Here is a 25,991-nt window from a genome sequence, read left to right as displayed (position 1 = left end):
ATCATCTCGCCGCTACTGTGGGTGCAATGAATTCCGAAGAGCGACCGTATCCGCCCCTGGCTGCCGGTGAAGCCGCAACTCTCTCGGGCTTCCTCGACTACCTCCGCGGGACTGTCGTCCTCAAGGCGCACGGACTCCGGGACGACGACGGTGCCCGGCGGCTTCTCCCCTCCGCCTCGACCGTCTCCGGGATCGTCCGGCACCTTGCGCACGTGGAGCGCAGTTGGTTCCACGACGACATCGAAGGCGACGTGGACGGTCCGTGGGCACGGTCACGCCGCAGCCGGCACCAGGAGTTCGCCGTCACGCCCGCGGACAGCCTCGACGAGATCGTGCGCGACTACGAGGCCGCCTGCGCTGAATCGCGGGAGATCCTGGCGCGGCACTCTCTCGACGACCCGTGCCGCGGCACGTCGAACGAGCACAACGTCCGCTGGGTCGTGGTGCACATGATCGAGGAGACCGCCCGGCACTGCGGGCACGTGGACATCCTGCGGGAACTGCTCGACGGCTCCACCGGTCAGTAGATCCACCTCGTTCCTCCCCCACCGCACTCGGGAACAGCGAAGGACCGCAGCCCTTCGTAGGCTGCGGTCCTTCTGCCCCGGTGGTGCTGGTGGTGCTGGTGGTGCTACCAGCCGCGCTCCGCCAGGCGGTGCGGCTGCGGGATCTCGTCGACGTTGATGCCGACCATCGCCTCGCCGAGCCCGCGTGAGACCTTCGCGATCATGTCCGGATCATCGTGGAACGTGGTGGCCTGGACGATCGCGTTGGCGCGCTCGGCCGGGTTACCCGACTTGAAGATGCCCGAGCCCACGAAGACGCCGTCGGCGCCGAGCTGCATCATCATCGCGGCGTCCGAGGGAGTCGCGATTCCACCGGCGGTGAAGAGCACCACGGGTAGGCGGCCTGCCGCAGCGGTCTCCCGGACCAGCTCGTAGGGCGCCTGCAGCTCCTTCGCCGCGACGTACAGCTCGTCCTCCGCCATGGAGGAGAGGCGGTTGATCTCGGCGCGGATGGTGCGCATGTGCATGGTGGCGTTGGAGACGTCGCCGGTTCCCGCCTCACCCTTCGAGCGGATCATGGCCGCACCTTCGTTGATGCGGCGCAGCGCCTCGCCGAGGTTGGTTGCCCCGCAGACGAAGGGGAGGGTGAACTTCCACTTGTCGATGTGGTTGGTGAAGTCGGCGGGCGTGAGCACCTCAGACTCGTCGATGTAGTCGACGCCGAGGGACTGCAGGACCTGCGCCTCGACGAAGTGCCCGATCCGCGCCTTCGCCATGACGGGGATGGAGACGGCCTCGATGATGCTGTCGATCATGTCGGGGTCGCTCATGCGCGAGACGCCACCCTGGGCGCGGATGTCCGCGGGCACCCGCTCGAGGGCCATGACGGCGACGGCACCGGCGTCCTCGGCGATGCGTGCCTGCTCGGCCGTGACGACGTCCATGATGACGCCGCCCTTGAGCATCTCGGCCATGCCGCGCTTTACCCTGTTGCCGCCCGTCTGTGCAGCAGCGGTCGAATTTCCTTCAACGGTGGACACAACTTGCCCCTAAGAGGTAGATGAAGCTGACACGTCATGATACGTCGCCTGAGAGGGCCGTCCGGCCCGCGGGAGGGCCACCGTCACGCGCCGTCATGCGCCGTCGCGTGCGCAACGCGGGCCTCCGGTTCCGCGTCGGCGAGTTCGCTCGCGCGTCTACCGGAGCGCCAGCGGAGACCGGCGAAGGATGACAACCGCCGGCCAGCCACAGCCGCCGGCCGTGGACCCTTCCGTAGACTCGTGACCATGACCGTGGGGACGAGTGGACGCGTGCAGGCACGACCTGGAGTGATCTTCACATGGCGCCAGGACGACCGAGCGTGACTCCCGTGAGCCGCCACGTGTTCGGGATCTCTCTAGCGGTCTGCATCGGCGTCACGATTCTCGGCGAGCGGTTGCCGGCGGGGTGGGGGCCCGCTTCGCTCCTTGCCATGGTTGTGGCTGCATGCGCGTTCCTGACGTGCTCCGTTCTCGACTATCGACGTGATCGAGCGGCGCTCAGCGCTGTCGAGGAGCAGCAGGCCGAATGACTGAGATGTTGACGACACCTGCTCTCTCCTCCCGAAGGGGGCGAGCCGACACTCAGTCGAGCCAGTCCGGGGGGCCGGCCAGGCCGATCCGGTAGCGCGCCGCCTCCTCGGAGGGGCTGTACGGCCCGAGGGCAAGTTGGAAGGTCCGCAACTGCACGCGGGTGCGCTGCAACCGGAGGCGGGCGGTGAGCGAGCGGTCGCCGCGACCGGGCACCCCGGCGAGGGGGGCCACGGACGGGGACACCACCAGCGCGCCGGCGCTTGCGATACCGCTGTAGAAGACCGCCTCGGCCCTGTTCAGCCCGCCCGGGGCGCCGAGGAACGCGAGGAGCTCGGCGGGGACCGGTTCGAGTTCGGGCTCCACCGCGCGGAGGGCCTCCGCGAGCTCCCGGCGACTGCCCGGCAGGTCCACGGCCCCGAGCGCCCGGGCGCTGAGCGACCACTCGGCGACGTAGGTGTCGGCCCAATCACGGCCGAACCTCGGTGCCAGGTCGTGTCCGACGGCCTCCTGGGCGGCGAGGAAGGCGTCCGTGAAGGCCAGGTGCACCCAGCGGAGCAGGGCGGGGTCGGAGGCGGAGTAGACGCGGCCGTCGTCGGTGGTGCCGCGGACCCGCCCATGCATACCCCGGACCCTCGCCGCCTCCCGCTCGGCGAGCTCCGCCGAGCCGAAGGTGCTCACGGTGAGCCAGCGCGCTGTCCCCGCGAGGCGGGCCCAGGGGTCGCTGCGGTAGGAGGAGTGACGCGCCACCCCGGCCATCGCCAGCGGGTGCGTGCCCTGCCCGAGAAGGGCCGCGACTCCACCCACCAGGGTGGAGAGGTCGCCGTGCACCCGCCAGACGACGCCGTCGGGCTCGAACAAGCCCGGCCCCTCCCCCACCGTGGCGATGTCGCGCACCCAGTCGGGAGCGCCAGTCGGGTCACCGGAGACCCGGGCGCGGAAGGCGCGGCGAACGCGATGGCCCAGGTCGGCGGGGCGCGGTAAGTGGCTGGCAGGCATCATGCTCCAACGGTAGGTCGAGGACGACGGACACCCGGATAGGACTCCACGACGAAGCGTAGAACACGGCCCTGACACCGCCGTCGACGCGCAGCCGCGCTCGAGAAGGGCCGTGCGCAGCTCGACGGACTGGGCCCGGATCAGGGCGGCGCCGACGCCGCGCCACCAGCGAGTCGAGGCGTTGGCACGCCGACCGGATCAGGTAGTCCTGCGGAGGCGGGACCTCTGCAACTCAGCTCGGGGACAGGGCGCGCATCACCCTCGGTACTCCTGGAGGTGGTTCTTCTCATCGGGGGTGGACGTTCGATGGAGCTGGATCCGATGGCCGTCATGGCGGAGGGCGTGGAGGGCTTGCTCCAGGGACTCCTCGCGTAGGAGGAGGAGATCGCTGTCGAAGGTGGATTTGACGAACACGGGCAGGCCCTGCCGGGCGACCGCAGTCGTGAGACCGGCAACGACTCCAGCCATCGTGAAGGGAATCGGCCCGCCGACGTAGAGGCAACGCCATCCCGCATCCACCTCGTCGGAGGAGAGACCGGCGCTGTCCTCCGCCACCACGGAGAGCTCCCTGGGGGTGCGGGTGATCGACCACACCCCGGTCAGTGGACCGAGGTTCTCAATGGAGCTGGACGGGTCGAAACGGTGGATGCTCAGTGAATTCGGGAGCAGTGTCAGGCTGACTGTCGGCGCGGTAGGCATTGGGTTCGTGGTCATGATTACACCGATTCGGTGTCGCGGAAGACGCTCAGGGTGGCGTCACTGTGATCGCCCGGCCACTATGACAGACGCCATCAGGGCCCTCCAACTCCGAGGGCAGAAGAGCAGGACTGGAGGCGTCATGAGGTCGCCGTCGGCCTTGGTTCTCAACGCGGTTCGTTGACCGGTGGAGACCGCGCTCGGAGTGCGATCTTCATTGACGCGCGGGGCCCGGTGGGCCGGTCCGCCGCCCGGTGGTTCACAGGAGATGACCGGCGGATGCCATGAGTCGTTCCACGGCATCAGCCAGTTCTGAAGGCGGTCGGCGTCCGTCGAGTTCGAGGGTTGCACCCTGTCGAAGCAGCGGTTCGACGTCGAGGACCTGCTGACGGATCACGGACTGTTCTGCCTCTGCGTTGCCGTAGGGATTGTTGGTACGAACGGATACGCGCTGGATGAGCACGTCCACCGGTGCGCTGAGGAGTACGACGGCCTCGAACCGGTCAGAGAACCGTCCCTGGTTCTCGACGGTTCCGGAGACGACGACGGACGAGTTCGAAGCGAGGTACGCGGCCATGCGCCTTTCGTCCCATGTGCCGTCTGCGAGCACCCAGCCGTCATCGTCGGTGTCGAGGGTCCGATGGCCCCGCCGGGACAGCTCGCCCAGCAGCGTCGTCTTTCCCGCGCCCGACATACCGGTGAGCAGGACTCGGGACATCAACTCAGCCTCACGACATTGCAGTTGCCCAGCGACCGACCCTTCATCGGGCGGCGGGGGTCGAGGCGTGGACGGCGATCGCGGTGGTGCTGGCGACGAGTTGGGCGATGTTCAGCCAGGGGTGGACTGCGCCCAGGTAGAGGGCGAGGAGGAGCGGGATCATCGCGAGGACGGTCATGTCCGTTCCGCGTAGGAGCGAGGACAGCTGATTCCTTGGTACGGGGCCGAATGGGGTCTCCACCGGCGGTGTGGTCCAGTCCGTCGGGGGGCGTGTTGCTGCCCGGGTGGCTCCGGCTCCCATGCCGGCACCGGCAAGGACACCCAGAAGCACGAGAACGGGTGTGCCGGCACCGAGGACCACCAGTGCCCCGGTCAGCGCACCCATCCACGCTGCCATCGCGAGTGCGGGCATGAGCGTCCGGCTGCACCGCATCAGGGCCGGGCTGATGGGTAGAAGCGTGTCGAGTTCGGTGACGACTGCTGTCTGCCGTGCGACGGTCCCCGTTCCTGCAGTGACGAGGCACCCGGCAATGAGGATGACGGTCAGTTGAAGGACCACAGGGAGGGCCGGCGTCATGACGGTGACGCCGACGCAGAGCCCCAGCCACACCAGCGCCGCGGCGGGCAGTGGTTGCAATCGCAGGAAAGCCACGACGTCGGCGCGGACGATGGCGGCGAGTGCCCCGCGGGCATGCCGTCCGTAGTAGCGCGAGCCACGGCGGCTGAGATGTGCGGAGGGCGCAGTCACCAGGGAGCGGCGAAGCTCGTTGAGATCGACGAAGACGATGGATGCCGCTGCATGGCCTGACACCGCACCGCCACGCTGCAACTCGATGCCGCGTACGGTGCCTACGCGGGGCACCACGTAGGCGAGGAGTGCCGCGGCAAGGCTGACGACGAGGACAGGAGGCCACACGCTGGAGGTGATGAACGGTAGGGCGGCCACCGGAAGGAGAGCGAGGAGCACCGCCGCCCGCAGCCCGGTGGTCGCCGGTGCCAGTTGCAGCACCGAGGCGCCGGCAACAGCGACGACGGCACCGCCTCCGAAGGTCACCGCGGCGATCCCGTGCGCCCATGGTGAACGGTCGACCGTGGTCAGGACACTGAACGGAACGTAGGCGATCGAAGAAATGGACCCGACGGCGACCAGTCGCGTGAGGAACGACGGAAGGACCATCGGCCGGCGATCGATCGGCAGCGGCAACCACCAGGCTCCTTCGGCCTGACCGACGGTGACAGGTCCCAGCTTGCGGGCCAGGACCACCACCCCGACCAGTGCCAGGTACGCCACCACCATCCAGACGATACCGGCGGGCACCACCTGCGACTGCTCGGCCACCAGCGTGGTGTCTCCGATGTTCCTCGCCGTGATCTCGTCGCGCAGTGCCACGACGAGGGACCCGACCATCATCATCAGGCAGACAGCTGCCAGTGCGTTCGAGTACACATCGACGAAGAGATCGCGGGCCGACGAACGAGCTCTGTTGTACTGCCGGGCTGCATGCCGGGTCGAACGAACGACATACCGAGCAAGGAGCACCGAATCCCCGTCAGGCATCGCCGGTCCCGGAGATTCGCCTGGAGAATCAGGCGCCCGCAATGATCTGCGCTCCCCGCTCAGTGCCCACCGTCGTCACGGTCTCGTCGATCACCAGGCACGACGTCGCCGTCCGGACCAACAGGCGCGCGTCATGAGTGACCAGGACGACCGTGGTGCCGGCATCCGCCCGCTCCCGGATCCGGCGGGACAACGCATCGCGCATCACCGGGTCCAGACGCTGCTCGGGCTCGTCGAGGAACAACAGTGACGACGGGCGGATGAAACCAGCGGCCAGAAGCAGACGCCGACGCTGCCCGGACGACAACGCATCGGGAACCGCATGAGCTCGGTCCGCGATGCCGAAGTAGTTCAGCTCGGCATCCACGGCCTCTTCGGGAGCACTCACGGAGTGACCCCGAGCAACCAGGAGTAGGTGTTCACGCACCGTCAACGACGGAAAGAACACGTCCTCGTCGAACACCGTGGCGACCTGCCGGCGGAACATCACGGCGTCGGGCATCACCGGCAGACCATGGACCCGCACATCCCCCGCCACCGGGTCCTGACGCCCCGCGAGTGTGCGGACGACGGTGGACTTTCCGGCACCGTTGAACCCCACCACCGCGAGAACCTCACCTGTTGTCACACCGAGGCTCACCTCCCCGCACACAGGAGTGCCCCCGTATCCGACGAGCAGACCAACAGCCTCGAGCACGTCCCCCACATCAGCCATACCCCAACCCTAGACCGGAACCACCCTTCGGCTGGCCAGGCCGGCAACGGCGGACTCGACGTCCGGGCAGCCCTGAGCAGGAGGGCTACGTCATCGTGCAGGAAGAACCACGCGTACATCGCGCTGTCAGCGCGGATCCGCCACCGTCCCGAGGAAGACGGGCAGGCCCGTCTTCCTCGTGGATGATCTGGTCGCCGAAGGACCTGTCGAAGGAGATGCTCACGTCGGGCACCATGGGAGCCGATGTTTCCGCCACGTTGATCTGCGTGACCGCAGCTGCCACCGTGCCTTTCTCGGCGACGGTGATGTTCGCGGACTGCGCCGCTCCTGACACGTAGGCGTCGGTCGTGATCGCGTCGACGTCGGGCTCGATTCCGATCGATTCGTCGAGGCCCATCGCCGCCAGGACCTGCACGACGACGGCACGGTCGACGGGGGCCGCGACCTGTTCGGGCGCGGAGCTCGAACACGCGGTCACGGTCACTGCCACCCCTGCTGCGGTCAGTCCGGCGGTACGCCGACACCACTGCTGATGGCGCATAGAAGAACACGAGCCCCGCGTCGCGCCGCTCCGGGCGACGTCAGGTCCAGTACAGGAGACGGGCGGCCGGAACGCGTCGCTCGAGCTCCTCGACGAACCAGGTACGCATCTCGGACATCGTCTGCTTCGGGTACACGTACTTCACCCCGCCGAACTTGGACCGCTTCTGACTGCGCAGGTCCTCGTCCATCTCGAGCTTCGTGCGGGGGTACCAGCTCAACAGCACGTCCTTGCTCGCGGGGGTGAAGCGGTGGGTGATGATCTCGGCGGTCAGGTCGAGGTCGGGGATGCCCTGGACGGCCGCCGCGACGTCGTCGAGCAGCGCACCGTACTGCTCCCGCCACCCGGGGACGGGCATGATCGGCGCGATGGTCAGGCCAACCCGGTAACCCGCGGCGGCGACCGCGCGCAGTGCGGTCAGGCGGGCGGGCATGCGGGCCGTGCCACCCTCGAAGCGATTGGCCACCTCGGCGGCATTGACGGAGAAGCGCACACGCGTCCTGCGGCCGTGGTCGAGCGTCACCAGCTCCCCGACGTCGTCGAACTTCGTGGTGAACCGCAGCGAGACGTCGTCGCCGTACTCCCCCGACCCGACGCGCGAGATTGCCGTGGCGAGTGAGCCCGTCACGCTCTCGATGCCGAGGGGATCGGTGTAGCAGGACAACTCGAAGGTTGTGCCCTCGTGGTCGCGCTCGATGGTGCCGCTGGTCACCGAACCCCTGCCCGCATGCGTGCGGATCCCACCGAGGACGTCGTCGATGTTCGCGTAGACCCGCGTGACCGGCGGACCCTGCAGCGAACCCGCGAGGTAGCAGTACTGGCAGTGCGCCGGGCAGCCCTTGGCGAGGTCGATCCGCCAGTCCGCGCTGGGTGGGATGGGCTGCGGCTTGAGCGTGCTCGGAGGCGCCACGACGACGGCGAGCGTGTTCTTCGCGGACGCGTAGGTCTCGCGTTCGGTGGCACCGCGGAGGCCCGTGAGTGCGTTGCCGGGCATGACGCGGATGTCATCGACACCGGCCATCTCGCAGCGCCGGATGATTTCGGCCGTGTGCGGCAGGTCGGCTGCAGCACGCGTAATCATCACGTGCTTCGGTACCCACAAACGGGTGGGCGACGGGGTCGAGGCGAGGGTGGTCAGGTCGATGTCCTGTGAGATCGTCATTACCCTTATCAACACCGATCGAGGCCCGGATGTTCCGCCTGGGCGGGGTCGGACGAGGGGTCGGACGAGGGAGTGAGCAAGAGCAGGAGGGCGCGGAACCGTGGGTCCGGGAGCTCCCGTCGTGAGCCTCCGACCCAGCTCGACCGTCAGCGGGTACTGGGGGGTCCTTGAGCGCGGCGGAGCCGGGCGCTCCGACGCGTCAGGCGGGACGCGCCTCGATCGACTGCAGGCGCACCGTCCGGATGCGCTGGTACACGGTGACGAGGCTCGCCAGGGCGAGTACCACGAGGACACCCAGCAGGACCACCTCCGGCAATCCGAGACCCGTCAGACCGGTCACCACGAGCACGGACACGAGGCGCTCGGCGCGCTCCGCCAGGCCGACGTTCGCGGTGAAGCCCAGCGACTCGGCCTTGGCCCGGGCGTAGGAGACGAGCATCCCCAGCACGAGGCATGCGAGGGCCGCCACCGCGATCGCGGCGTTCTGGCCGCCGGTGAAGAACCAGATGGCGACGGCGGCGAACAGCGCGCCGTCCGCGATGCGGTCCAGGGTGGAGTCGAGGAAACTGCCCCACGACCCTCCGTGGTCCTCCATGCGCGCCATGATGCCGTCGATCACGTCGGAGAAGACGAAGAGGGTGATCACCACTGTTCCCCAGAACAGCTGACCGAGGGGGTAGAAGACCAGCGCCCCCGCGGCCACCCCGATGGTGCCGGTGATGGTGACGGCGTCGGGCGTCACCCCCCAGCGCAGCAACAGTCTCGCCAGCGGGGTGAACAGGCGCGTGAAGAACCCGCGCGCGTACCGATTGAGCATCAGCCGGCCGTCCCGGACGGCTCGTCGGCGGGGTCCCGGGGCGGCTCGGCGTCGCCCGTGGTCCGAGCCGTCACGGCGGGCTCGGGATTCTCGGCGGGCCAGGCCGCGGCCACCTGCTCACGCACCTCACCGAGTGTCTGGGTGATCGCCTTCGTCTGCGCGATGATCGGCAGGAAGTTGCCGTCACCGCCCCAGCGAGGCACCACGTGCTGGTGGAGGTGCGCGGCGATGCCCGCTCCCCCGGTGACTCCCTGGTTCATCCCCAGGTTGAAGCCGGTGGGGCGCGACACACGCCGGAGCACCCGCATGGCCGTCTGGGTGAGCGACGCGATCTCCGCCGTCTCCTCCGGGTCCACGTCCGTGTAGTCGGGAACATGCCGGTACGGGCAGACCAGCAGGTGGCCGGCGTTGTAGGGGAAGAGGTTGAGCAACACGAAGGCGTGTGTGCCACGGTGCACGATCAGCGCGTCCTCGTCGCTGAGGTGCGGCGCGCGGCAGAAGGGGCAGGTCTCCTCCGACGTCACCTGGTCCTGGCCGCCCTTGATGTAGGCCAGGCGGTGGGGGGTCCAGAGGCGCTGGAAGGCGTCGGGGACCCCTGCCAGCTCGAAGTCGTCGGTCACCGCGGGGTCGCCCTCGTAGGAGCCCGGCCCCGTTCCCGGGGTCCCTTCTACCTCCGGCCCCTGCATCAGACGGTCGCCTCCCGGCTGCGGACCGCCTCCACGATCCGCCGGACGGCCTCGTCCACCGGGACCTGGTTGTCCTGGCTGCCGTCCCGGAACCTGAAGGACACGGCGTTCGCCTCCTGGTCCTCGCCACCCGCGATGAGCACGAAGGGCACCTTCTCCTTGCTGGCCGTCCGGATCTTCTTCGGGAAGCGGTCCGAGCCGGCGTCGACCTGTGCGCGGATCCCCTCGGCCTTGAGCTTGTCGACGACGTCGTACAGGTACTCGTTGAATGCCTCGGCCACGGGGACGGCCAGCACCTGCACCGGCGCCAGCCAGGCCGGGAAGGCCCCGGCGTAGTGCTCGGTGAGAACACCCATGAAGCGTTCGATGGAGCCGAACAGGGCCCGGTGGATCATGACGGGCCGCTGGCGGGTCCCGTCCGCGGCCTGGTACTCGAGCTCGAAACGCTCGGGCAGGTTGAAGTCCAGCTGGATGGTCGACATCTGCCACGTCCGGCCGATGGCGTCGCGGGCCTGCACCGAGATCTTCGGACCGTAGAACGCCGCTCCCCCGGGATCGGGAACGAGCTCGAGCCCCGACGCCTCGGCGACCTCGGCGAGGGTACGGGTGGCCTCGTCCCAGATCTCGTCCGAGCCGACGGATTTCTCGGGGTTGCGCGTGGAGAGCTCGAGGTAGAAGTCCTCGAGTCCGTAGTCCTTCAGCAGGCCGAGCACGAAGGTCAGCGTCCCCGTGAGTTCGTCCTTCATCTGCTCGCGCGTGCAGTAGATGTGGGCGTCGTCCTGCGTCATGCCGCGCACGCGCGTCAGGCCGTGCACCACGCCGGACTTCTCGTAGCGGTACACCGAGCCGAACTCGAAGAGGCGCAGCGGCAGTTCACGGTAGGAGCGCCCGCGGGACCGGAAGATCAGGTTGTGCATGGGGCAGTTCATCGGCTTGAGGTAGTAGTCCTGCCCGGGCTTGCGCACCGAGCCGTCCTCGTTCAGCTCCTCGTCGACGTGCATCGCCGGGAACATGCCGTCGCGGTACCAGTCGAGGTGGCCCGAGACCTCGTAGAGGTGGCCCTTGGTGATGTGCGGCGTGTAGACGAATTCGTATCCGGCGTCGGTGTGACGCTGCCGGGAGTAGTCCTCCATCTCCTTGCGGATGATGCCGCCCTTGGGATGGAACACCGGGAGTCCGGAGCCCAGCTCGTCGGGGAAGGAGAAGAGGTCCAGCTCGGTGCCGAGGCGGCGGTGATCGCGGCGCTCGGCCTCGGCCAGGCGCTCCTGGTAGGCCTTGAGCGCATCCTTGGTGGGCCACGCCGTGCCGTAGATGCGCTGCAGCTGCTTGTTCTTCTCGCTGCCCCGCCAGTAGGCGGCGGCGGAGCGCGTGAGGGCGTAGGCGTTGGAGATCAGCTTGGTGTTGGGCAGGTGCGGACCCCGGCAGAGGTCCTTCCAGACCACGTCGCCGGACTTGCGGTCCACGTTGTCGTAGATGGTGAGCTCGCCCGCGCCCACCTCGACGGAGGCGCCGTCCTCGTCCGTCGCGCCACCCTTGAGACCGATGAGTTCGAGCTTGTACGGCTCGTCCTTCATGGCCTCGCGGGCCTCGTCCTCGGTCACGACGCGGCGGACGAAGCGCTGGTTCGCGTTGACGATCTTCAGCATCATCTTCTCGAGCTGCTTCAGCTCGTCGGGCGTGAAGGGCTCGTCGACGTCGAAGTCGAAGTAGAAGCCGTCCGTGATGTAGGGGCCGATGCCGAGCGTGGCGCCGGGGCGCAGCTGCTGGACGGCCTGCGCCATGACGTGGGCAGCGGAGTGGCGGAGGACCTCGAGGCCGGCCGGGTCCTCGAGCGTGACGCCCTCCACCTGGGCGCCGTCGCGCAGTTCCTGGTCGAGGTCCACCAGCTCGCCGTCCACCCGCATGACGACGACGTCGCGGCGCTCGGAGAACAGCACGGCGCCGGTGGTCCCCGTGGTCGCCTGCTGCTCTTCGCCGTCGACGATGAGATTCAGGGGCTGGGGCGCTGACACGGGAGGTCTCCTTGGGGACGGGGGGATGGTCGCCCGAGAAGGGCGCGGCAGCCCCCGGCGAGGGCCGGGACCGCCCTGCTGATCGTATCGGGTGCGTCGGGAGGCGACCAACAGCCTCGCCGGGTGCACGGGCGGCGCCGGAATGCCGGACCGCCTCCGGGCGTTGTGGCGGGTGCGGGCGGCAGGAGCCGCCCGGTATCGACGAGAGCGTGCGCGTCACCAGCACGCAGAAGCGAGGAACGCCGTGGAGTACACGCCGGACGCCGGTTCCATCACCATGTTCTCGACCTCATGGTGCGGCTACTGCCGTCGCCTGAAGTCGCAGCTCACCGCCGAGGGCATCGGTTACACGGAGATCAACATCGAGGAGGTCGAGGGTACGGCCGAGCTCGTCGCCTCGCTGAACGGTGGCAACCAGACCGTTCCCACGGTGATCTTCCCCGATGGCAGCACGGCGACCAATCCCTCGGTGGCCGAGGTCAAGACGCGGATCGCGGTCTGACCGGACCCTGACCGGGTTGTGACCGGGGGCCGCGCGGGCACCGACCTGTCGCCGACGCGGCGTTCGCCGGTCACGCCCCGCCCTGAATCGGCCCTCCCCGGACCGGCCGCCCGCCGGGGCGGCCTCCGTCCTATGCTGGGAACGGCGGGCCGGGCATCCGGCCGCCGCTCCCCGCGGAAGGACAGCAGAGATCATGGTGCACAGAGTTCAGGGCGTCGTCGTCAGGGCGAAGGACGCCCCGGCGGCCATCGAGACCATCCTCGTCCCGGATCCCGGACCCGGTGAGGCGCTCGTGGACATCATCACCTGCGGCGTCTGCCACACCGACCTCCACTACAAGCAGGGCGGCATCAACGACGAGTTCCCCTTCCTGCTGGGACACGAGGCCACCGGCGTGGTGAGCGCCGTCGGTGACGACGTCACTACCGTTGCACCGGGCGACCGCGTGATCCTGAACTGGCGCGCGGTGTGCGGCGAGTGCCGAGCCTGCCGACGCGGCGAGCCCCAGTACTGCTTCGACACGCACAACGCCACACAGAAGATGACCCTCGAGGACGGCACCGAGCTCACCGCCGCACTGGGCATCGGTGCGTTCGCCGAGAAAACCCTCGTGGCAGCCGGCCAGTGCACGAAGGTGGACCCCGCAGCGGACGCCGCCGCCGTCGGCCTGCTGGGCTGCGGGATCATGGCCGGCATCGGTGCCGCCATCAACACGGGCAACGTCAGCCTCGGCGATTCCGTCGCCGTCATCGGCTGCGGCGGGGTGGGCATCGCCGCCGTCGCCGGGTCGAAGCTCGCCGGCGCCACCACGATCATCGCCGTCGACATCGACGACCGGAAGCTGGACCTGGCTCGCGGGCTCGGCGCCACCCATACGGTCAACTCCACGGGCGAGGATCCCGTCGAGGCGATCCGCGCACTCACCGGAGGCAACGGGGCCGACGTCGTGATCGACGCCGTCGGGCGCCCCGAGACCTACAAGCAGGCGTTCTACGCCCGTGACCTCGCCGGGACGGTCGTGCTCGTCGGCGTCCCGACGCCGGACATGACCATCGACCTCCCGCTGCTCGACGTGTTCGGCCGGGGCGGCTCACTGAAGTCCTCCTGGTACGGCGACTGCCTGCCGAGCCGCGACTTCCCGATGCTCGTCAGCCACTACCTGCAGGGCACGCTCGACCTCGACGCGTTCGTCACAGAGCGGATCCGCCTCGACCAGGTCGAGGAGGCCTTCGAGACCATGCGCAGCGGCGCGGTGCTCCGCTCGGTGGTGGAACTCTGATGGCCGCGCGGATCGAGCACCTCGTCACGTCGGGCACGTTCTCGCTCGACGGCGGCACCTGGGACGTGGACAACAACGTCTGGATCGTGGGCGACGACGAGGAGTGCGTCATCATCGACGCGCCCCACGACGCAGCGGCGATCGTGGACCAGGTCAACGGCCGCACCGTGCGCGCCATCCTCCTGACGCACGGACACGACGACCACATCCGTGCGGTCGGGGATCTCTTCGACGCGGTACGCGCCCCCATCCACCTGCACGAGGCCGACCGCGAGCTATGGGACATGGTGTTCCCGGAGCTGAGTCCGGACCAGTGGATCTCGGACGGCTACACGATCGACGTCGCGGGATTCACCCTCACCGCCCTCCACACGCCGGGCCACTCGCCGGGGTCCGTGTGCTACCTCCTCGAGGCGGCCGGCACGGTCTTCACCGGCGACACCCTGTTCCAGGGCGGGCCGGGTGCCACGGGGCGCTCGTTCAGCGACTTCCCGACCATCATCGAGTCCATCCGCTCACGGCTGCTCACCCTCCCCGAGGACACGATCGCCCGGACGGGTCACGGAGAGAGCACCACGATCGGCGCCGAGGCACCGCACCTCGACGAATGGATCGCGCGGGGGCACTGACGCGGACAGCCTGACGGTCGGCTGCCCGGCCGCCAGGCTGTCGTCCGCCAGGATCACGTCCGTCAGAAACATCCGAATGCTTACGCCGTCGTCGGCTCCGTGACCGGCTCGCCGAGGCGCACGATCGCCGCGTAGGCCTCGAGGAGCGCGGTCTCGACGATGTCGACGGTCGTCCCGGGGACGAGGTCCTCCGCGGCGCCCGCCGTCGTCGGGTCCCATGGGAGGCCGAGGGACGCGTACACCCCTGTGAGCACCTGCCGGATCGGCGCGGAGTCCTCGACGACGATGACGGACGAGAACAGCCAGGCGCCTGCGACGACGCGCTGCGCGGTGCCGACGAGCTTCACGGCGGGTACGCCGTCGCGTCGGCCGTGCACGCTGAACTCCCCCGGGCAGTACTCCCCCGGCACCTCACCCACGCCGGCCTCGAGGCCCACCTCGGCGAGCACCCCGGTGAAGAACTCGGCGAAGGCCGCGAAGCGCGCGCGGGTGCCGGCCACGGGATCGTCGGCCGTCTCGATGTGGTCGACGACGAGACAGCCGCGGTGGTACGCGGCAGCTCGTCCACCGGCCCTGCGGACGAGCGGCGTGAACCCGAGCTCCGCTGCGGATCGGCTCGCGGCGTCGAAGCCGGGGAGCCGCGCATCGCGCTGACCGAAGGCCACCGTGGGGCTCGGTCGGTACAGGCGCAACGTCTGCGGGCGGGTACCGGCGGCCACTTCGCGCAGCAGCCCCACCCCGCGGTCGAGCTCTCCTGCCGCGTCCTCCGACACGGGGTCGACGGCGAGCGCCAGCTCGGACGCGCCCTTCCACGGAGTGCTCATGCGACCATCGTAGGCAGTGCGGGCGAGCAGGAACGACGACGGCGCCGGGCGTCAGGGCATGGGTGTGATGGTCCAGTCGAGCCAGAGGCCTGCCTCCAGGGCGATGGCGGGAGGCACGGTGTGCGGACCGTCGAACTCGCGGTAGACGACGTCGTGACCGCGCCGTTCCAGGTCCGGGACCACGCGCCTGCTCGTCGCATCGATCGGCAGCACGGTGTCCTTCGTGCCGTGCGCGACGAACACGGCAGGGTGGCCGTTCTCAAGCCCGGCGGGGATGGACCCGGGTGAGAAGGCGATGATCTTGCGCTACAGGTTCCCGTTCGCGAGGCCGAGTCCCAGCGCGTAGGACGCCCCGTCGGAGAAACCGGCGATCGCGATGCGCTCCGGATCCACGGGGACGAAGTCGAAGACCTCCTCCAGGGCGCTGTCGATGACGGCGCTGTCCGGTCCGAATGCGCCCCGCACCGCGTCCCAGGTGGAGGCCCGGGAGGCGGGCGCGAGCACGACGATCCCGAGCGCTTCGGACGCGGCACGCAGCACCGACAGCCCTCCCTGCGCATCCCCGCCCGCTCCGTGCAACGCCACGAGGAGGGGTGCGGGCCCGTCCTGCGACATCCGCTCGGGGACGAAGACGATCGGGTCCCGCGACGCCGCCACGCCCAGGGCGTGGACACCGGCCGGGGTTGTGGGGCCGACCGCTCGTCCGTCCCGGACGTGCGGTCAGGACGGCGGGATCCTCCGACGTGCTCCGTGGTCGTGCAGTGTCCATCGATCCTCCTCGGCGCGGAATGTCCGGGCCGGAGGAGTGGAGGCTCTGCTGACGCGTGGGCCCCGCACCTCCTCGCGGCGACACCTCGGAGCCCAGGGTCGCCCGGGGTGCCCGATACCGGTTGCCATGAGGCGCCGGGTCGGTCATCACCGACCAGGAAGGCGCAGCCCGGGCTAGCGGCCGCCGTCGATCCGCCGGCTGCGCTGCTCGATGCCCGGTGTCCCGTAGGGGTAGTCGCTGAACGTGGGTGCGCTGACCTCGTCCAGGCGCGCCAGTTCCGCGGACGTCAGCGTGACGTCGGCGGAGGCGAGGTTGTCCGAGAGTTGCTCCTGCGTCCGGGCTCCGAGAATGACGGACGTGACGCCGGGCTGTGCCGCCACCCAGGCCAACGCCACGTGCGAGGCGTTGACGCCGCGCTCACCGGCGATCCCCGTCACGGTGTCGATGATGCGCCAGGTCCGCTCCTCGGCATTGCGCTTCTCCCACGCCTCCATGCCGCGCTGCGGGTTCTCGCCGAGCCGTGTGGCGCCCGTGGGCTCGGTGTTCCGGGTGTACTTCCCGGTGAGCCAGCCTCCGCCCAGCGGGGACCACGGAAGCAATCCCATGCCGGCGTCGAGCACGGCCGGGACGATCTCCGCCTCGATCTCCCGCACGAGCAGCGAGTACTGCGGCTGCAGGGTGACGGGGAGCGCGTAGCCCCGCTGCCGGGCGATCATCACGGCCTTCGTGAGCTGCCAGCCGGTGTAGTTCGAGAATCCGTAGTAGCTGATCTTCCCCTGCGTGACGGCGTCGTCGAGGAAGCCCAGGGTCTCCTCGAGCGGTGTCAGCGGGTCCCAGGAGTGGACCTGGTAGAGGTCGATGTGCTCGACGCCCAACCGGGTCAGGGACGCCTCGAGTGCCCGTCGGAGATGACGTCGTGACAGCCCCAGGTCGTTCACGCCCGTCCCCATGGGGAACCGGCCCTTCGAGGCCAGCACCATGGTTTCGGCGTCCACGGGGTTGCGCGCCAGCCACCGCCCGATGATCTCCTCGGACGCACCCGCCGTGTAGACGTCGGCGGTGTCGATCAGGTTCCCGCCGGCGGCCGCGTAGTCGGACAGGATGGCGTGCGAGGCCGCCTCGTCCGACTCCGCGCCGAAGGTCATGGTGCCGAGTGCGAGATGCGACACCGAGGTGCCGCTGGTTCCGAGGTTCCTGTAGTCCACGATCTGCCTTTCAGTGGGCGGTGGCTGCGAGCGGTGGCGTCGTCGTGTGTGCTTACCGTCAGTCGGTGACGGTGACGCCCTTCCAGAAAGCGTAGTGATCGCGGATGTTCTCCGCCGCCTCTTTCGGCTCCGGGTAGGTCCAGGCGGCGTCGGTGTTCTGCTCGCCGTCGACCACGAGGCTGAAGTAGCTCGCCGTGCCCTTCCAGGGGCACACCGTGTGTGTGTCCGACGGCACGAAGGCGTCGGCGCGGATGGAGGCCGGTGGGAAGTAGTGGTTCCCCTCCACCATCACCGTCTGGTCCGACTCCGCGATGACCGTGTTCTTCCAGATCGCCTTGGGCATGACTTCTCCTTCTCGTGGTTCTCGTCGTCGAGCCCCGGGAACGGTGTTCCCGGGGTGTCCGGTGCAACCCGCACGAGGTGCCGCGCATTCCGCGGGTGGAGTGCCGGTTCAGAGCTTCCGGACGGTGAGGATCTGCTCGAGCCGACCGAAGGGGCCGTCGACGTCGTGCACCACGCTCGAGGTGAGTCCCACGCCGTTCGCGCCGAAGGTCACCCGTGTGTCGAGCCCGAGCCACTCGCCGTGGGGCAGCCGGTGCAGGTGGATCTGCAGGTCGACGTTCGGGAACAGCCAGCTCCCGCCACCCGGCGCCACCCTGGAGGCGATGCCGTTGGCCGCGTCCATCATGCCGACGAGCCGCACGACGTCCGGCGTGTCCTCCCCCTCGACCATCGTGTGCGGGTTCCGGAGCCACACCTGCCCGCGCCCCGGCCGGTGCCCGGGTGCCACCCTGACCTCGAGGGAGCGGATGAACCCGCCGGGCCACGCCGTCATCCCCTCGTACGGGCCCGCTTCCTCGGGCCCTGGCATCCGCGGGTCCTCGAGGGCGGCCACGGCGGACGTGTCCTGGGTGCCCAGGCGCCACGCCCTCGCGACGACGGCGGTGCGCCCCTGCGCTTCCATGCGCGCCTCGAGGAGTTCGATGGTCCGCCCCGGACGGACGACGGCGGTGGACACCTCGAACTCGCCTCCGGGGATCATGCCGTGGATGTCGAAGCTGATCCGTGCGAGCTGGAGTCCGTCACGCGGCTCGCACTCCAGGAGGCACCGGGTGAGCAGACCGGAGACGGGTGCCATGTGCTGTTCCTCGGGGTTCCACGCCCCCTGCGCGTGCACGGTCGACCGGAAACGGCCGGCGCCCAGGGATCGGTAGAAGGCTTCGGGCACGCGGGACTCCTCGGTCGGTGGGGTGTGCCGGTCATGGGTCGTGGCCGCCACGGCCCCCATCACCACGCGGGAACCGTGCGGCCCTCCGGTCATGCTAACGGAGCCGTCCGAGGGGTTCATCCACCACCCGGCCGGTGGATGAACAGGAGTTCCGGAGGGCGCGGACGGTACGGGGGAGGAATAGACTTCAGAGGTCGGGGGTTCCCGCTCAGTAGCCGGTCGTCGTCGGGCCCGCTCGGGTCCGCCCTGTATCCGGCACCCGGAAGCGCTCCCGAGCGGGGAGCAGTACCAGAATCGAACCGAGCGGAACATCATGGCCCAGACTCCCCCCTCGCGCGTTTCCGACGCGCTCCCCAGCCCGAACGACGTCGCACTGCCGGGTACAGCCACCCGGCCCGCCGTCGAGGCGGACGTCGGGTTCACCACTCCATCCGCCACGTCATCCCCATCCTCGTCCGCCGCCCCGTCCGCCGCTGATCGACGACGTGCGCGGGCGACCGTCGAGGCGCCCGAGGCGCTGCCCGCCCGGGACAAGCTCGTCATCACGCTGCTGCTGATCTCCGGGTTCGTGGTGATCCTGAACGAGACGATCATGGGGGTTGCGATCCCCCGACTCGTCGAGGACCTCGGCATCACCGTGAGCGCCGGCCAGTGGCTGAGCACGGCGTTCATGCTGACCATGGCCGTCGTGATCCCCGTGACCGGGTTCCTCCTCCAGCGGTTCAACACGCGTCCCGTGTTCATGGCCGCCATGGGGCTCTTCAGCTTCGGCACGCTCATCGCCGCACTGGCGCCCGGGTTCGAGATCCTCGTGGTGGGTCGCGTGGTGCAGGCCAGCGGGACCGCCATCATGATGCCGCTGCTCATGACCACCGTGATGAGTCTGGTGCCGCCGGCATCGCGCGGCAGGATCATGGGCAACATCTCGATCGTCATCTCGGTGGCGCCCGCCCTCGGCCCCACCATCTCGGGGGCCATCCTCAGCGTGCTTGACTGGCGCTGGATCTTCTGGCTCGTGCTGCCGATCGCCCTCGCAGCCCTCGCCATCGGCGCCCGGAAGATGCAGAACGTCACCACGCCGCGTCGATCCAGGATCGACGTCGTCTCCGTGATCCTCTCCGCCCTCGGCTTCGGCGGGTTCATCTACGGCCTCAGCCAGCTGGGCGAAGCAGCAGCCGATGCAGCCTTCCCCGCGTGGGTCCCCCTCGTCGCAGGCCTCGTGGCGCTCGGCCTGTTCATCGCCCGTCAGCTCATGCTGCAGCGCAGGGACGCCGCGCTGCTCGATCTCCGCGTCTTCACCTCGCGCAACTTCACCGTCTCGATCGTCGCGATCGCTGTGACCATGATGGCGCTGTTCGGGACAATCATCCTGATCCCCATCTACGTGCAGACGGTGCTCGGGCTGGATCCGCTCGACTCGGGGCTGCTGCTCCTTCCCGGCGGCCTCGCCATGGGTTTACTGGGACCGGTGGTGGGTCGCATGTACGACCGCCGCGGCCCACGCGTGCTCCTGGTCCCCGGGTCCCTGCTCGTCAGCGCGGTCTTCTGGTTCATGACGCAGGTCACGGAGACCACATCCGTGTGGTTGATCCTCGCGGCGCACGTGATCCTCAGCGTCGGGCTGGCCCTCATGTTCACGCCGCTGCTCACGTCCGCCCTCGGCTCGGTGCGACCGCACCTCTACTCGCACGGCAGCGCGGTCTTCGGGACGGTGCAGCAACTGGCGGGTGCCGCCGGCACGGCTCTGTTCATCTCGGTGATGACGCTGCGCAGTACGTCGCTTCTCGGTGAAGGCGCCGCTGAGGACGCCGCTCTCGCGGGTGGCATCCGTGCGGCCTTCCTGTGCGGTGCCGTGATCTTCCTGTTCTCGGTCGTCGCGTCCTTCTTCGTCCGCGCCCCGGACACGGACGGAGCGCCGGCGGCCCCCGTCCACTAGGCCTCCCTCACGGCCCGCGCGTCAGGGCCCGTGCGTCAGGCCGGGCATCAGGATGCCGGTTGCCGCAGCTCGATGAAGCCGTCGCTCGTGACGCGCGTCTCGTACACGGGCTGCGGCACGGCGGCGGGCCCGCGGTAGTTCTTGCCGTCGTCGAGCCTGAACATGCTCTGGTGCCAGGGGCAGGTGATGCATCCGTCCTCGATGCCTCCCTGCTCCAGCGGGCCACCGAGGTGGTTGCAGACGCTGTCCATGGCGGTGAGCCGGCCCTCGTGACGCAGCAGGAGGATGGGCACGCCGTTGGTCTCCACGGTGTGGCGGCCGCCCTCGACCACGTCCTCGGTCCGGGCCACGCGGGTCCATTCCTTCGGGGCTTCGTGCCATGCCGTCCGGTTGACGTTGACGCCGTTCGCGTAGCTCAGGTGTCCGCCGAGGAAGGCGCTGAAGAGCATCGATCCGAGGCCCCCCAGGCCGAGCAGCACCCCGAGCGCGCGGCGGTCCTTTGCGCGCGCCACCGCCGACGCCGTGTAGAGCAGGACGGCCACGGAGTTCCCGGCGGCGTGGACGATCCCGACGCGCCGCTCCTTCTCCTGGGTGTCCGACCAGTCGTGCAGCCCCGTGATCGCCGTGGGAACGGCGGAGAGGATGCCTACGGTCACCAGGATGTCGGCGGCCTTATGGGAGTCCTTGCCGCCGGTGAGGTCGAGGAAGGACGCCATGCTCCACGCACCTGAGGGTACGACGATCAGCATGGGATGGAGGTGGTGACCGATGGCCGTGCCGCTCAGCACGTTCCGGATGGCACGCGGCCGCACGGCCTTCGAGACGACGGCGGCGATCGGATCGGCGACGCGGTCCAGGACCTTCGCGTGCTCGAGCCCGTCGATCATGCTCTGCAGGATGTTCATCCACTGCTCCTTCTGATCCCGGACGCCACGACGCCGGTTCCACGGATGCTGACCGCGGTGCCGCCCGGTTCAACGGTGGCAGCCGCCCCGGATCGGGACAACCGCCGCGCGGGTGGTCGCCGTCCCTTTGGTGTTCGGAGAGATCGGTGCGAGAATCCGACGTCGTCATCGCCGTCCGTCCCGAGCGTTCCCACCGCGAACAGCAACGGGTCGACTGACCGCTGCGCCACCCCGGATCGCGTGGTCGGAGGAAGCACTCAGTCGGCTTATCGTTGAGGAATGAGCATCAGCGACCGCCTGGCCGTCGTCGTCCCCGTCTTCAACGAAGTCGGCATCGACCGCACGCTGGACGCTCTGCGGACCCAGCGTGACGACCGCCTGCACGTCTTCGTGGTGGACAACGCGTCCACGGACGACACCGCGCACCGCGTGCTGCGGTACGCGGAGCGCCACCCCGAGCTGGCGCTGACGCTCGTCAGTGAGCCGCAGAAAGGTACCGGCGCAGCCTCGGACACCGGGTTCCGTGCGGCCATCGCTGCCGGCTACGGCATCGTGGCCCGGACCGACGGCGACAGCGAACCCGCCGCGGACTGGTCCGAGCGCATCCACGCGGCCTTCGGACGGGACGAGCGGACGCAGCTGATCGGCGGCACCAGCATCCCCCTGCGCGACCGCCACTACCGCTGGGGGGACGAACTGCTGATGCCCGGGGCACTTCGCCTGCTCCGCATCATGATGGCCACCCACCACGTGGACGCGGCCTATCTGCGCTTCGTCGCCGGGCACAACATGGCTGTCCGTTCGTCCGCCTATCTCGGCAGCGGCGGCTTCGCACGGACGGCGATCGACACCCGGGACGAGGACATCGACTTCTCCGTGCGCGTGGCCCGGCGTCTGGGACGGGACGCGGTGCAGATCGACCCGCAGCTCAAGGTCGCAACGTCCATGAGGCGCGTCCGCCGGTACGGCATCGGGCTGATGGGCGTGCACCACATGGTGCCGGCCCTGCGCGGACGGCTGATCAGGACGATCGACATCCGCTGAAGGGTACCGCGTCGGGTCAGGCCCCGCGCGTGCGGCGCTGCTCGAAGAAGTCCCACATGAGGTCGTTGGCGCTGATCTCCTGCGTGGTGACGCCCGCTCCCGGGAAGGCGGCGGCATTGCCACCCGGCCAGGTGTGGCCCCCACCGGTGATGACGTACTGCACCACGTCAGCGTTCGCACGGCATCCGCGGTGCTCGATGACGCTCACGTTCGTGCTCACGGTCGCCTGCCGGCTCCCCTTGCATCCGTTGATCGACGCCCAGCGCTCCGAGGCCGCGAGCGCGCCGTACCCCCAGTAGGGGGCGCCGCCGCCGTCGAAGGGATTGACCGGATCCGCGGTCCCGTTGAACGTGATCACCGGGACGCCCCGCGACGGTGAGCACGTGTCCGTGTTCGGCACGGTACCGGCCGCGGTGGCCTCGGGGGCACCGGCCCTGAGCCCTGCCACTGGGGCGATCGCCGCCACGAGCGTGGGGTTGTCGCAGGCGAACTGCGACACCATCCGGCCACCGCCCGAGTAGCCGGCCGCGTACACGCGGCGGTCGTCGACACAGCCGCTGCTCGCCAGGGTGCCGATCAGGTCGCGGAGGAACGCCTCGTCGTCGGGCGCTCCCGGTACGTCGGTGGCGGTGAACGGGACGTTCCACACGAAGCCGGCGGGCGCCGGAATGGCCCCCTGCGGGGCGACGACGATGAAGCCCTCGCGCTCCGCCGTCACGTCCAGCTGTGAGCGGGAGAGCTGCTCCACGGGCGTGCTGTTGCTGCCGTGCAGATCGAGGACCAGCGGCAGTGGCCTGTCCCCTCCCGCCGCGGGCACGTGCACCACGGCGGACCGTTCGCGCCCACCGGACATGACCGTGATCGTCGACCGCCCGGCGTCGAGGTCGCATCGCGCTCTGGCATCCTGGAACGCCGTCGATCCGCCGGGCGCTCCCAGTGCGGTCGGGACATGCGCGAAGGTCGCGGCGAGGACGAGGGCCATGAGGGCAAGGGCGGAGGGGGAACGGCGGCGGCGCATGGTGGCTCTCTTCATCGAGGCGGGCAGTCTGGAAGTCAGTCGATCCGTCACCCGAACCTATCGGCCCGCACGGACGCGCGCCACACTGTTACGCGGCCCGGATCGGTCGGGATCGCTCAGGGGCTCCCCACAGTGCGCACGAGGTCGAGGGCCTCCTCGACCAGGGCGACCCGGCCCTGCCGCACGCCGGCGGTCGCCCGGACGGTGCGTTTGAAGGCGGCGTCGTCGCCCTGTCCCTGCCGGAACGCGGGTAGGTGCACGAGGACGGCCGCGCGGCGCAGCCATGCCGCGTCGTCGGCCGCCCACCGCTGGACGACGGACCGCGCGCGGGCCGCGTCCTGCCCGTCGAGGCGGAGGAGCAGGGGCCCGACGACGTCGACGGCCAGCGGATCGACGAGGTCATCGAGCTGGGCCGTCCTCAGGAACCCCTCGACGCGCGTGAGGTCCGTGGCGCGCAGGACCGGCACGAACGCCTGGAGGAGGACCACAGCGGCGAGCCGCCGCTCGAAGACCGGCCGCTGCCACAACTCCGAGGCGAGGGCCGTGACGTCGTCGTGCCCGAGCTCCGGGTAGCGCCGCCGGGCGTCGCGGATGGTCCCGCGGACCGCGCCCGTCGAGGCACCGTAGTGGGCGACGTCCGGACCGTGCCGCCGCTCGTACTCCTCGGCGCGCTGCCAGGTGCTCTCGTACTGCAGCGCCGCGTCGATGAAGGCCGCCGCTCCGCTCTCCCCGTCCGTCACCAGAGGAAGATGTCGAGCCATTCACGCGTGTGGGCGTGGATCAGGACGAGGAACAGCACGAGGTCGAAGAGCAGGTGCACGCAGATGATGTAGGAGAGCGATCGCGTCCGCGTGAAGATGAAGGCCTGCAGGAGCGCGAACGGGTAGATGAAGAGGGGTGCCCAGGCGTGGAACCCGAGCTCCCACAGGAAGCTCGTGAAGAGGACCGCCTGCAGGAGGTTCGCCTGCAGCATCGGGAGATGGCGGCGGAGCAGCGCGAAGACGGTGCAGATGAAGAACAGCTCGTCCCAGATGCCGAGCCCGTTGGTGCCGATGAAGAGTCGGACGATCTCGTCGGGCTCACGCGCAGCCGGCCAGTTCGTGTAGACGCCCGTGCCCAGCATGTAGGCGGGCAGCAGTGCGTATCCCAGCAGCACGACGACCGGTAGATACCACTTCTCCGCGCGCGTCCACGGCTGACCGGTCCGGACGGGGTACGTGATGGCGTGGTCGCGGTAGACGAAGCGTGACACCGCATACGGAACACCGACGGCGACGATCATCGCGGCCCCCATGACGGTCATGTGCTCCACGCTGATGTCGGTGGTGATGGGAACGAGGGTCATGACCAGCAGACCGAAGGCGATGAGGAGCAGATCCCTGAACAGGGCCCTGTTGATCACCGCGGCGATTCCCAGCGCGACGGCGAGCACGAGATATCCGGCGACGGCTTGATGCAGCACGAGGAGCACGAAGCCCGAGAGCGAGACGAGGGCAGCGGGAATGAGCTCCCGTGACAGGACCGTGGAGGGCCCCTGCTTCCAGTCACGCCGGACATCGCCCGAACGGGGGCGGTCCGCAGTCGATGCCTGCTGCTCCACGAGATGCTCCTTGGTCGGCGGCCTGCGCCTGGCAGGGCTCCGCGAGGTCGTCGCACCATTCTTTCCGCAGCAGGCCGCCGCGTCCACCGGGTTCTGGCGCGTGGACCGCCGATCAGCCCCTGATCCCGGTGCTGATCCGACTGCTGCCACACTGGAGGCATGCGCGAGCTCGTCGTCCTCGGAACGGCATCCCAGGTCCCCACCCGCACGCGCAACCACAACGGCTACTTCCTCCGCTGGGAGCGTGAGGGCATCCTCTTCGACCCCGGTGAGGGCACCCAGCGACAGTTCACCTTCGCGGGTGTCCCGGCGTCGCGGATCACGAGGATCTGCCTGACCCACGTGCACGGCGATCACTGCCTGGGGCTGCCCGGCGTGCTCTCCCGGATGGTGCTCGACGGCGTCCAGCACCCCGTGCACCTGCACTTTCCCGCCTCGGGCGAGGACGTGGTGCGCGCGCTGGTGTCACTCGCGACGCCCGGCCTCGATCTCCACCTCGTGCCGCACGGCGCCGCCGGACCAGTAGCCCCCGGGCTCGACGTCGAGCCCCTGCGCCACCGCATCGACGCCTTCGGGTATCGGCTGGTGGAACCCGACGGTCGAAGCTTCGTCCCCGCCCTCCTGACCGGGGCCGGGATCGCGGGGCCCGACGTAGGACGCCTCCAGCGCGACGGGCGGCTGGGCGCCGTGCGTCTCGAGGACGTCTCGGTCCCCCGCCCGGGCCGACGCTTCGCGTTCGTGATGGACACGGCCGTCTGCGACGGCGCCCTCGCCCTCGCGGACGGCGTCGATCTCCTGGTGGCGGAGAGTACGTTCAGCGCCGACGACGCCGCGTTGGCCGAACGCTACCTCCACCTGACGGCGGGGCAAGCCGGCTCGATCGCGCGCACAGCCGGCGCGGCGTCCCTCGTCCTGACGCATTTCTCCTCACGGTACGACGACGTGTCGGTGCTGGCGGCCCAGGCCCGGGCCACTGCCGGAAACGCCACGGTGGTGGCGGCTGAGGATCTCGACCGCATCGCCTTCCCGGACCGGCAGCGCGGCTGAAGCCAACAGCTCTGAGGCCCGTGCACG

Annotated in this window: 28 protein-coding genes; 7 read left to right on the top strand and 21 right to left on the bottom strand. The window is 69.5% G+C overall.

Annotated elements, in window-relative coordinates; genetic code table 11:
* Positions 1-26: 26 nt before the first annotated feature.
* Positions 27-527 (top strand): DinB family protein, encoded by a 501-nt coding sequence (locus AC4D16_RS00885; protein ID WP_490953618.1) that lies wholly within the window; start codon positions 27-29, stop codon positions 525-527.
* Positions 528-631: 104 nt separating this feature from the next.
* Here AC4D16_RS00885 and pdxS read toward each other — a convergent pair whose 3' ends face one another.
* The 11 genes from pdxS to thrS all read right to left on the bottom strand — a co-directional run bounded on the left by pdxS (position 632) and on the right by thrS (position 11,978).
* Positions 632-1,546 carry a pyridoxal 5'-phosphate synthase lyase subunit PdxS gene (gene pdxS / locus AC4D16_RS00880; RefSeq protein ID WP_490949314.1) on the bottom strand — a complete coding sequence of 305 codons (915 nt, stop codon included), beginning with the start codon at positions 1,544-1,546 and terminating at the stop codon, positions 632-634.
* A gap of 582 nt (positions 1,547-2,128) precedes the next feature.
* Entirely contained in the window at positions 2,129-3,076 is a 948-nt protein-coding gene (locus AC4D16_RS00875; protein ID WP_490953617.1) for an oxygenase MpaB family protein, read from the bottom strand.
* Positions 3,077-3,328: 252 nt separating this feature from the next.
* On the bottom strand, positions 3,329-3,787 hold the full coding sequence (locus tag AC4D16_RS00870; protein WP_490953616.1) for an ACT domain-containing protein: 459 nt from the start codon (positions 3,785-3,787) through the stop codon (positions 3,329-3,331).
* A gap of 241 nt (positions 3,788-4,028) precedes the next feature.
* Positions 4,029-4,487 carry an AAA family ATPase gene (locus AC4D16_RS00865; RefSeq protein WP_490953615.1) on the bottom strand — a complete coding sequence of 153 codons (459 nt, stop codon included), beginning with the start codon at positions 4,485-4,487 and terminating at the stop codon, positions 4,029-4,031.
* Between the two features lie 43 nt (positions 4,488-4,530).
* Positions 4,531-5,934, bottom strand: coding sequence for a DUF6297 family protein (locus AC4D16_RS00860; RefSeq protein ID WP_490953614.1), 1,404 nt, complete (start codon positions 5,932-5,934; stop codon positions 4,531-4,533).
* A gap of 139 nt (positions 5,935-6,073) precedes the next feature.
* Positions 6,074-6,760, bottom strand: coding sequence for an ABC transporter ATP-binding protein (locus tag AC4D16_RS00855; protein WP_490953613.1), 687 nt, complete (start codon positions 6,758-6,760; stop codon positions 6,074-6,076).
* 85 nt (positions 6,761-6,845) lie between these two features.
* Positions 6,846-7,301: a serpin family protein gene (locus AC4D16_RS00850; RefSeq protein WP_490949321.1), complete on the bottom strand. Its 456-nt coding sequence runs from the start codon at positions 7,299-7,301 to the stop codon at positions 6,846-6,848.
* 40 nt (positions 7,302-7,341) lie between these two features.
* Positions 7,342-8,463: a spore photoproduct lyase family protein gene (locus AC4D16_RS00845; RefSeq protein WP_490949322.1), complete on the bottom strand. Its 1,122-nt coding sequence runs from the start codon at positions 8,461-8,463 to the stop codon at positions 7,342-7,344.
* Between the two features lie 199 nt (positions 8,464-8,662).
* A complete protein-coding gene (gene pgsA, locus AC4D16_RS00840) occupies positions 8,663-9,280 on the bottom strand; it encodes a phosphatidylinositol phosphate synthase (RefSeq protein ID WP_490949323.1) in 618 nt (205 codons plus the stop codon).
* Positions 9,280-9,966, bottom strand: a complete 687-nt coding sequence (locus tag AC4D16_RS00835) for an HIT family protein (RefSeq protein WP_490953612.1) — start codon at positions 9,964-9,966, stop codon at positions 9,280-9,282. Before AC4D16_RS00835 ends, pgsA begins: the two co-directional genes overlap by 1 nt.
* Positions 9,966-11,978 (bottom strand): threonine--tRNA ligase, encoded by a 2,013-nt coding sequence (gene thrS, locus AC4D16_RS00830; protein ID WP_490953611.1) that lies wholly within the window; start codon positions 11,976-11,978, stop codon positions 9,966-9,968. The genes AC4D16_RS00835 and thrS overlap by 1 nt, the downstream gene beginning before the upstream one ends.
* Before the next feature lie 277 nt (positions 11,979-12,255).
* Between thrS and AC4D16_RS00825 the strand changes: the two genes are divergently transcribed.
* The 3 genes from AC4D16_RS00825 (at position 12,256) to AC4D16_RS00815 (ending at position 14,388) form a co-directional block, all read left to right on the top strand.
* Positions 12,256-12,480 carry a mycoredoxin gene (locus AC4D16_RS00825; RefSeq protein ID WP_490954639.1) on the top strand — a complete coding sequence of 75 codons (225 nt, stop codon included), beginning with the start codon at positions 12,256-12,258 and terminating at the stop codon, positions 12,478-12,480.
* Positions 12,481-12,673: 193 nt separating this feature from the next.
* Positions 12,674-13,759, top strand: a complete 1,086-nt coding sequence (locus AC4D16_RS00820) for an S-(hydroxymethyl)mycothiol dehydrogenase (RefSeq protein ID WP_490953610.1) — start codon at positions 12,674-12,676, stop codon at positions 13,757-13,759.
* Positions 13,759-14,388, top strand: coding sequence for an MBL fold metallo-hydrolase (locus tag AC4D16_RS00815; protein ID WP_490953609.1), 630 nt, complete (start codon positions 13,759-13,761; stop codon positions 14,386-14,388). Before AC4D16_RS00820 ends, AC4D16_RS00815 begins: the two co-directional genes overlap by 1 nt.
* A gap of 80 nt (positions 14,389-14,468) precedes the next feature.
* Here the strand turns inward: AC4D16_RS00815 and AC4D16_RS00810 are convergent, their stop codons facing one another.
* The 6 genes from AC4D16_RS00810 to AC4D16_RS00785 all read right to left on the bottom strand — a co-directional run bounded on the left by AC4D16_RS00810 (position 14,469) and on the right by AC4D16_RS00785 (position 18,414).
* Complete coding sequence (locus AC4D16_RS00810; protein ID WP_490953608.1) at positions 14,469-15,212, bottom strand: lipoate--protein ligase family protein; 744 nt, start codon at positions 15,210-15,212, stop codon at positions 14,469-14,471.
* A gap of 51 nt (positions 15,213-15,263) precedes the next feature.
* On the bottom strand, positions 15,264-15,455 hold the full coding sequence (locus tag AC4D16_RS00805; protein ID WP_490953607.1) for a hypothetical protein: 192 nt from the start codon (positions 15,453-15,455) through the stop codon (positions 15,264-15,266).
* 63 nt (positions 15,456-15,518) lie between these two features.
* The gene (locus AC4D16_RS00800) at positions 15,519-15,869 is read right to left on the bottom strand and encodes an alpha/beta hydrolase (protein ID WP_490953606.1); all 351 of its coding nucleotides are present in this window, start codon (positions 15,867-15,869) and stop codon (positions 15,519-15,521) included.
* Positions 15,870-16,154: 285 nt separating this feature from the next.
* Positions 16,155-17,186 carry an aldo/keto reductase gene (locus AC4D16_RS00795; RefSeq protein WP_490953605.1) on the bottom strand — a complete coding sequence of 344 codons (1,032 nt, stop codon included), beginning with the start codon at positions 17,184-17,186 and terminating at the stop codon, positions 16,155-16,157.
* Between the two features lie 58 nt (positions 17,187-17,244).
* The gene (locus tag AC4D16_RS00790; RefSeq protein WP_490953604.1) at positions 17,245-17,529 is read right to left on the bottom strand and encodes a DUF427 domain-containing protein; all 285 of its coding nucleotides are present in this window, start codon (positions 17,527-17,529) and stop codon (positions 17,245-17,247) included.
* Positions 17,530-17,637: 108 nt separating this feature from the next.
* The gene (locus tag AC4D16_RS00785; RefSeq protein ID WP_490953603.1) at positions 17,638-18,414 is read right to left on the bottom strand and encodes a thioesterase family protein; all 777 of its coding nucleotides are present in this window, start codon (positions 18,412-18,414) and stop codon (positions 17,638-17,640) included.
* A 313-nt stretch (positions 18,415-18,727) separates the two neighbouring features.
* Here AC4D16_RS00785 and AC4D16_RS00780 point away from each other — a divergent pair, with 313 nt between their 5' ends.
* Positions 18,728-20,350 (top strand): DHA2 family efflux MFS transporter permease subunit, encoded by a 1,623-nt coding sequence (locus tag AC4D16_RS00780; RefSeq protein ID WP_490953602.1) that lies wholly within the window; start codon positions 18,728-18,730, stop codon positions 20,348-20,350.
* 47 nt (positions 20,351-20,397) lie between these two features.
* On the opposite strand, the gene AC4D16_RS00775 is transcribed toward AC4D16_RS00780, so the two are convergent.
* Positions 20,398-21,255: a Rieske (2Fe-2S) protein gene (locus AC4D16_RS00775; protein ID WP_490953601.1), complete on the bottom strand. Its 858-nt coding sequence runs from the start codon at positions 21,253-21,255 to the stop codon at positions 20,398-20,400.
* A gap of 279 nt (positions 21,256-21,534) precedes the next feature.
* On the opposite strand from AC4D16_RS00775, the gene AC4D16_RS00770 reads away from it, so the two are divergent.
* Complete coding sequence (locus AC4D16_RS00770; protein ID WP_490953600.1) at positions 21,535-22,299, top strand: glycosyltransferase family 2 protein; 765 nt, start codon at positions 21,535-21,537, stop codon at positions 22,297-22,299.
* 16 nt (positions 22,300-22,315) lie between these two features.
* On the opposite strand, the gene AC4D16_RS00765 is transcribed toward AC4D16_RS00770, so the two are convergent.
* The 3 genes from AC4D16_RS00765 to AC4D16_RS00755 all read right to left on the bottom strand — a co-directional run bounded on the left by AC4D16_RS00765 (position 22,316) and on the right by AC4D16_RS00755 (position 24,836).
* Positions 22,316-23,332 (bottom strand): extracellular catalytic domain type 1 short-chain-length polyhydroxyalkanoate depolymerase, encoded by a 1,017-nt coding sequence (locus AC4D16_RS00765; protein WP_490953599.1) that lies wholly within the window; start codon positions 23,330-23,332, stop codon positions 22,316-22,318.
* Positions 23,333-23,433: 101 nt separating this feature from the next.
* Complete coding sequence (locus AC4D16_RS00760) at positions 23,434-24,057, bottom strand: DNA alkylation repair protein (RefSeq protein WP_490953598.1); 624 nt, start codon at positions 24,055-24,057, stop codon at positions 23,434-23,436.
* Entirely contained in the window at positions 24,054-24,836 is a 783-nt protein-coding gene (locus tag AC4D16_RS00755) for a CPBP family glutamic-type intramembrane protease (RefSeq protein WP_490954638.1), read from the bottom strand. Before AC4D16_RS00755 ends, AC4D16_RS00760 begins: the two co-directional genes overlap by 4 nt.
* 240 nt (positions 24,837-25,076) lie before the next feature.
* On the opposite strand from AC4D16_RS00755, the gene AC4D16_RS00750 reads away from it, so the two are divergent.
* Positions 25,077-25,964 (top strand): ribonuclease Z, encoded by an 888-nt coding sequence (locus AC4D16_RS00750; protein ID WP_490949340.1) that lies wholly within the window; start codon positions 25,077-25,079, stop codon positions 25,962-25,964.
* Positions 25,965-25,991 lie beyond the last annotated feature (27 nt).

It is taken from the genome of Arthrobacter sp. TJ-236, from assembly GCF_058269235.1.
The sequence above is the reverse complement of the archived record's forward strand: the minus strand, read 5'-3'. Positions and strand labels throughout refer to the sequence as shown.

Coding starts and splice junctions, on each gene's coding strand:
- AC4D16_RS00885 (WP_490953618.1), top strand. CDS start 27: ATGAATTCCGAAGAGCGACCGTATCCGCCCCTGGCTGCCGGTGAAGCC.
- AC4D16_RS00875 (WP_490953617.1), bottom strand. CDS start 3,076: ATGATGCCTGCCAGCCACTTACCGCGCCCCGCCGACCTGGGCCATCGC.
- AC4D16_RS00870 (WP_490953616.1), bottom strand. CDS start 3,787: ATGACCACGAACCCAATGCCTACCGCGCCGACAGTCAGCCTGACACTG.
- AC4D16_RS00865 (WP_490953615.1), bottom strand. CDS start 4,487: ATGTCCCGAGTCCTGCTCACCGGTATGTCGGGCGCGGGAAAGACGACG.
- AC4D16_RS00855 (WP_490953613.1), bottom strand. CDS start 6,760: ATGGCTGATGTGGGGGACGTGCTCGAGGCTGTTGGTCTGCTCGTCGGA.
- AC4D16_RS00850 (WP_490949321.1), bottom strand. CDS start 7,301: ATGCGCCATCAGCAGTGGTGTCGGCGTACCGCCGGACTGACCGCAGCA.
- AC4D16_RS00845 (WP_490949322.1), bottom strand. CDS start 8,463: ATGACGATCTCACAGGACATCGACCTGACCACCCTCGCCTCGACCCCG.
- pgsA (WP_490949323.1), bottom strand. CDS start 9,280: ATGCTCAATCGGTACGCGCGCGGGTTCTTCACGCGCCTGTTCACCCCG.
- AC4D16_RS00835 (WP_490953612.1), bottom strand. CDS start 9,966: ATGCAGGGGCCGGAGGTAGAAGGGACCCCGGGAACGGGGCCGGGCTCC.
- AC4D16_RS00825 (WP_490954639.1), top strand. CDS start 12,256: ATGTTCTCGACCTCATGGTGCGGCTACTGCCGTCGCCTGAAGTCGCAG.
- AC4D16_RS00820 (WP_490953610.1), top strand. CDS start 12,674: ATGGTGCACAGAGTTCAGGGCGTCGTCGTCAGGGCGAAGGACGCCCCG.
- AC4D16_RS00815 (WP_490953609.1), top strand. CDS start 13,759: ATGGCCGCGCGGATCGAGCACCTCGTCACGTCGGGCACGTTCTCGCTC.
- AC4D16_RS00810 (WP_490953608.1), bottom strand. CDS start 15,212: ATGAGCACTCCGTGGAAGGGCGCGTCCGAGCTGGCGCTCGCCGTCGAC.
- AC4D16_RS00790 (WP_490953604.1), bottom strand. CDS start 17,529: ATGCCCAAGGCGATCTGGAAGAACACGGTCATCGCGGAGTCGGACCAG.
- AC4D16_RS00780 (WP_490953602.1), top strand. CDS start 18,728: ATGGCCCAGACTCCCCCCTCGCGCGTTTCCGACGCGCTCCCCAGCCCG.
- AC4D16_RS00775 (WP_490953601.1), bottom strand. CDS start 21,255: ATGAACATCCTGCAGAGCATGATCGACGGGCTCGAGCACGCGAAGGTC.
- AC4D16_RS00770 (WP_490953600.1), top strand. CDS start 21,535: ATGAGCATCAGCGACCGCCTGGCCGTCGTCGTCCCCGTCTTCAACGAA.
- AC4D16_RS00765 (WP_490953599.1), bottom strand. CDS start 23,332: ATGAAGAGAGCCACCATGCGCCGCCGCCGTTCCCCCTCCGCCCTTGCC.
- AC4D16_RS00750 (WP_490949340.1), top strand. CDS start 25,077: ATGCGCGAGCTCGTCGTCCTCGGAACGGCATCCCAGGTCCCCACCCGC.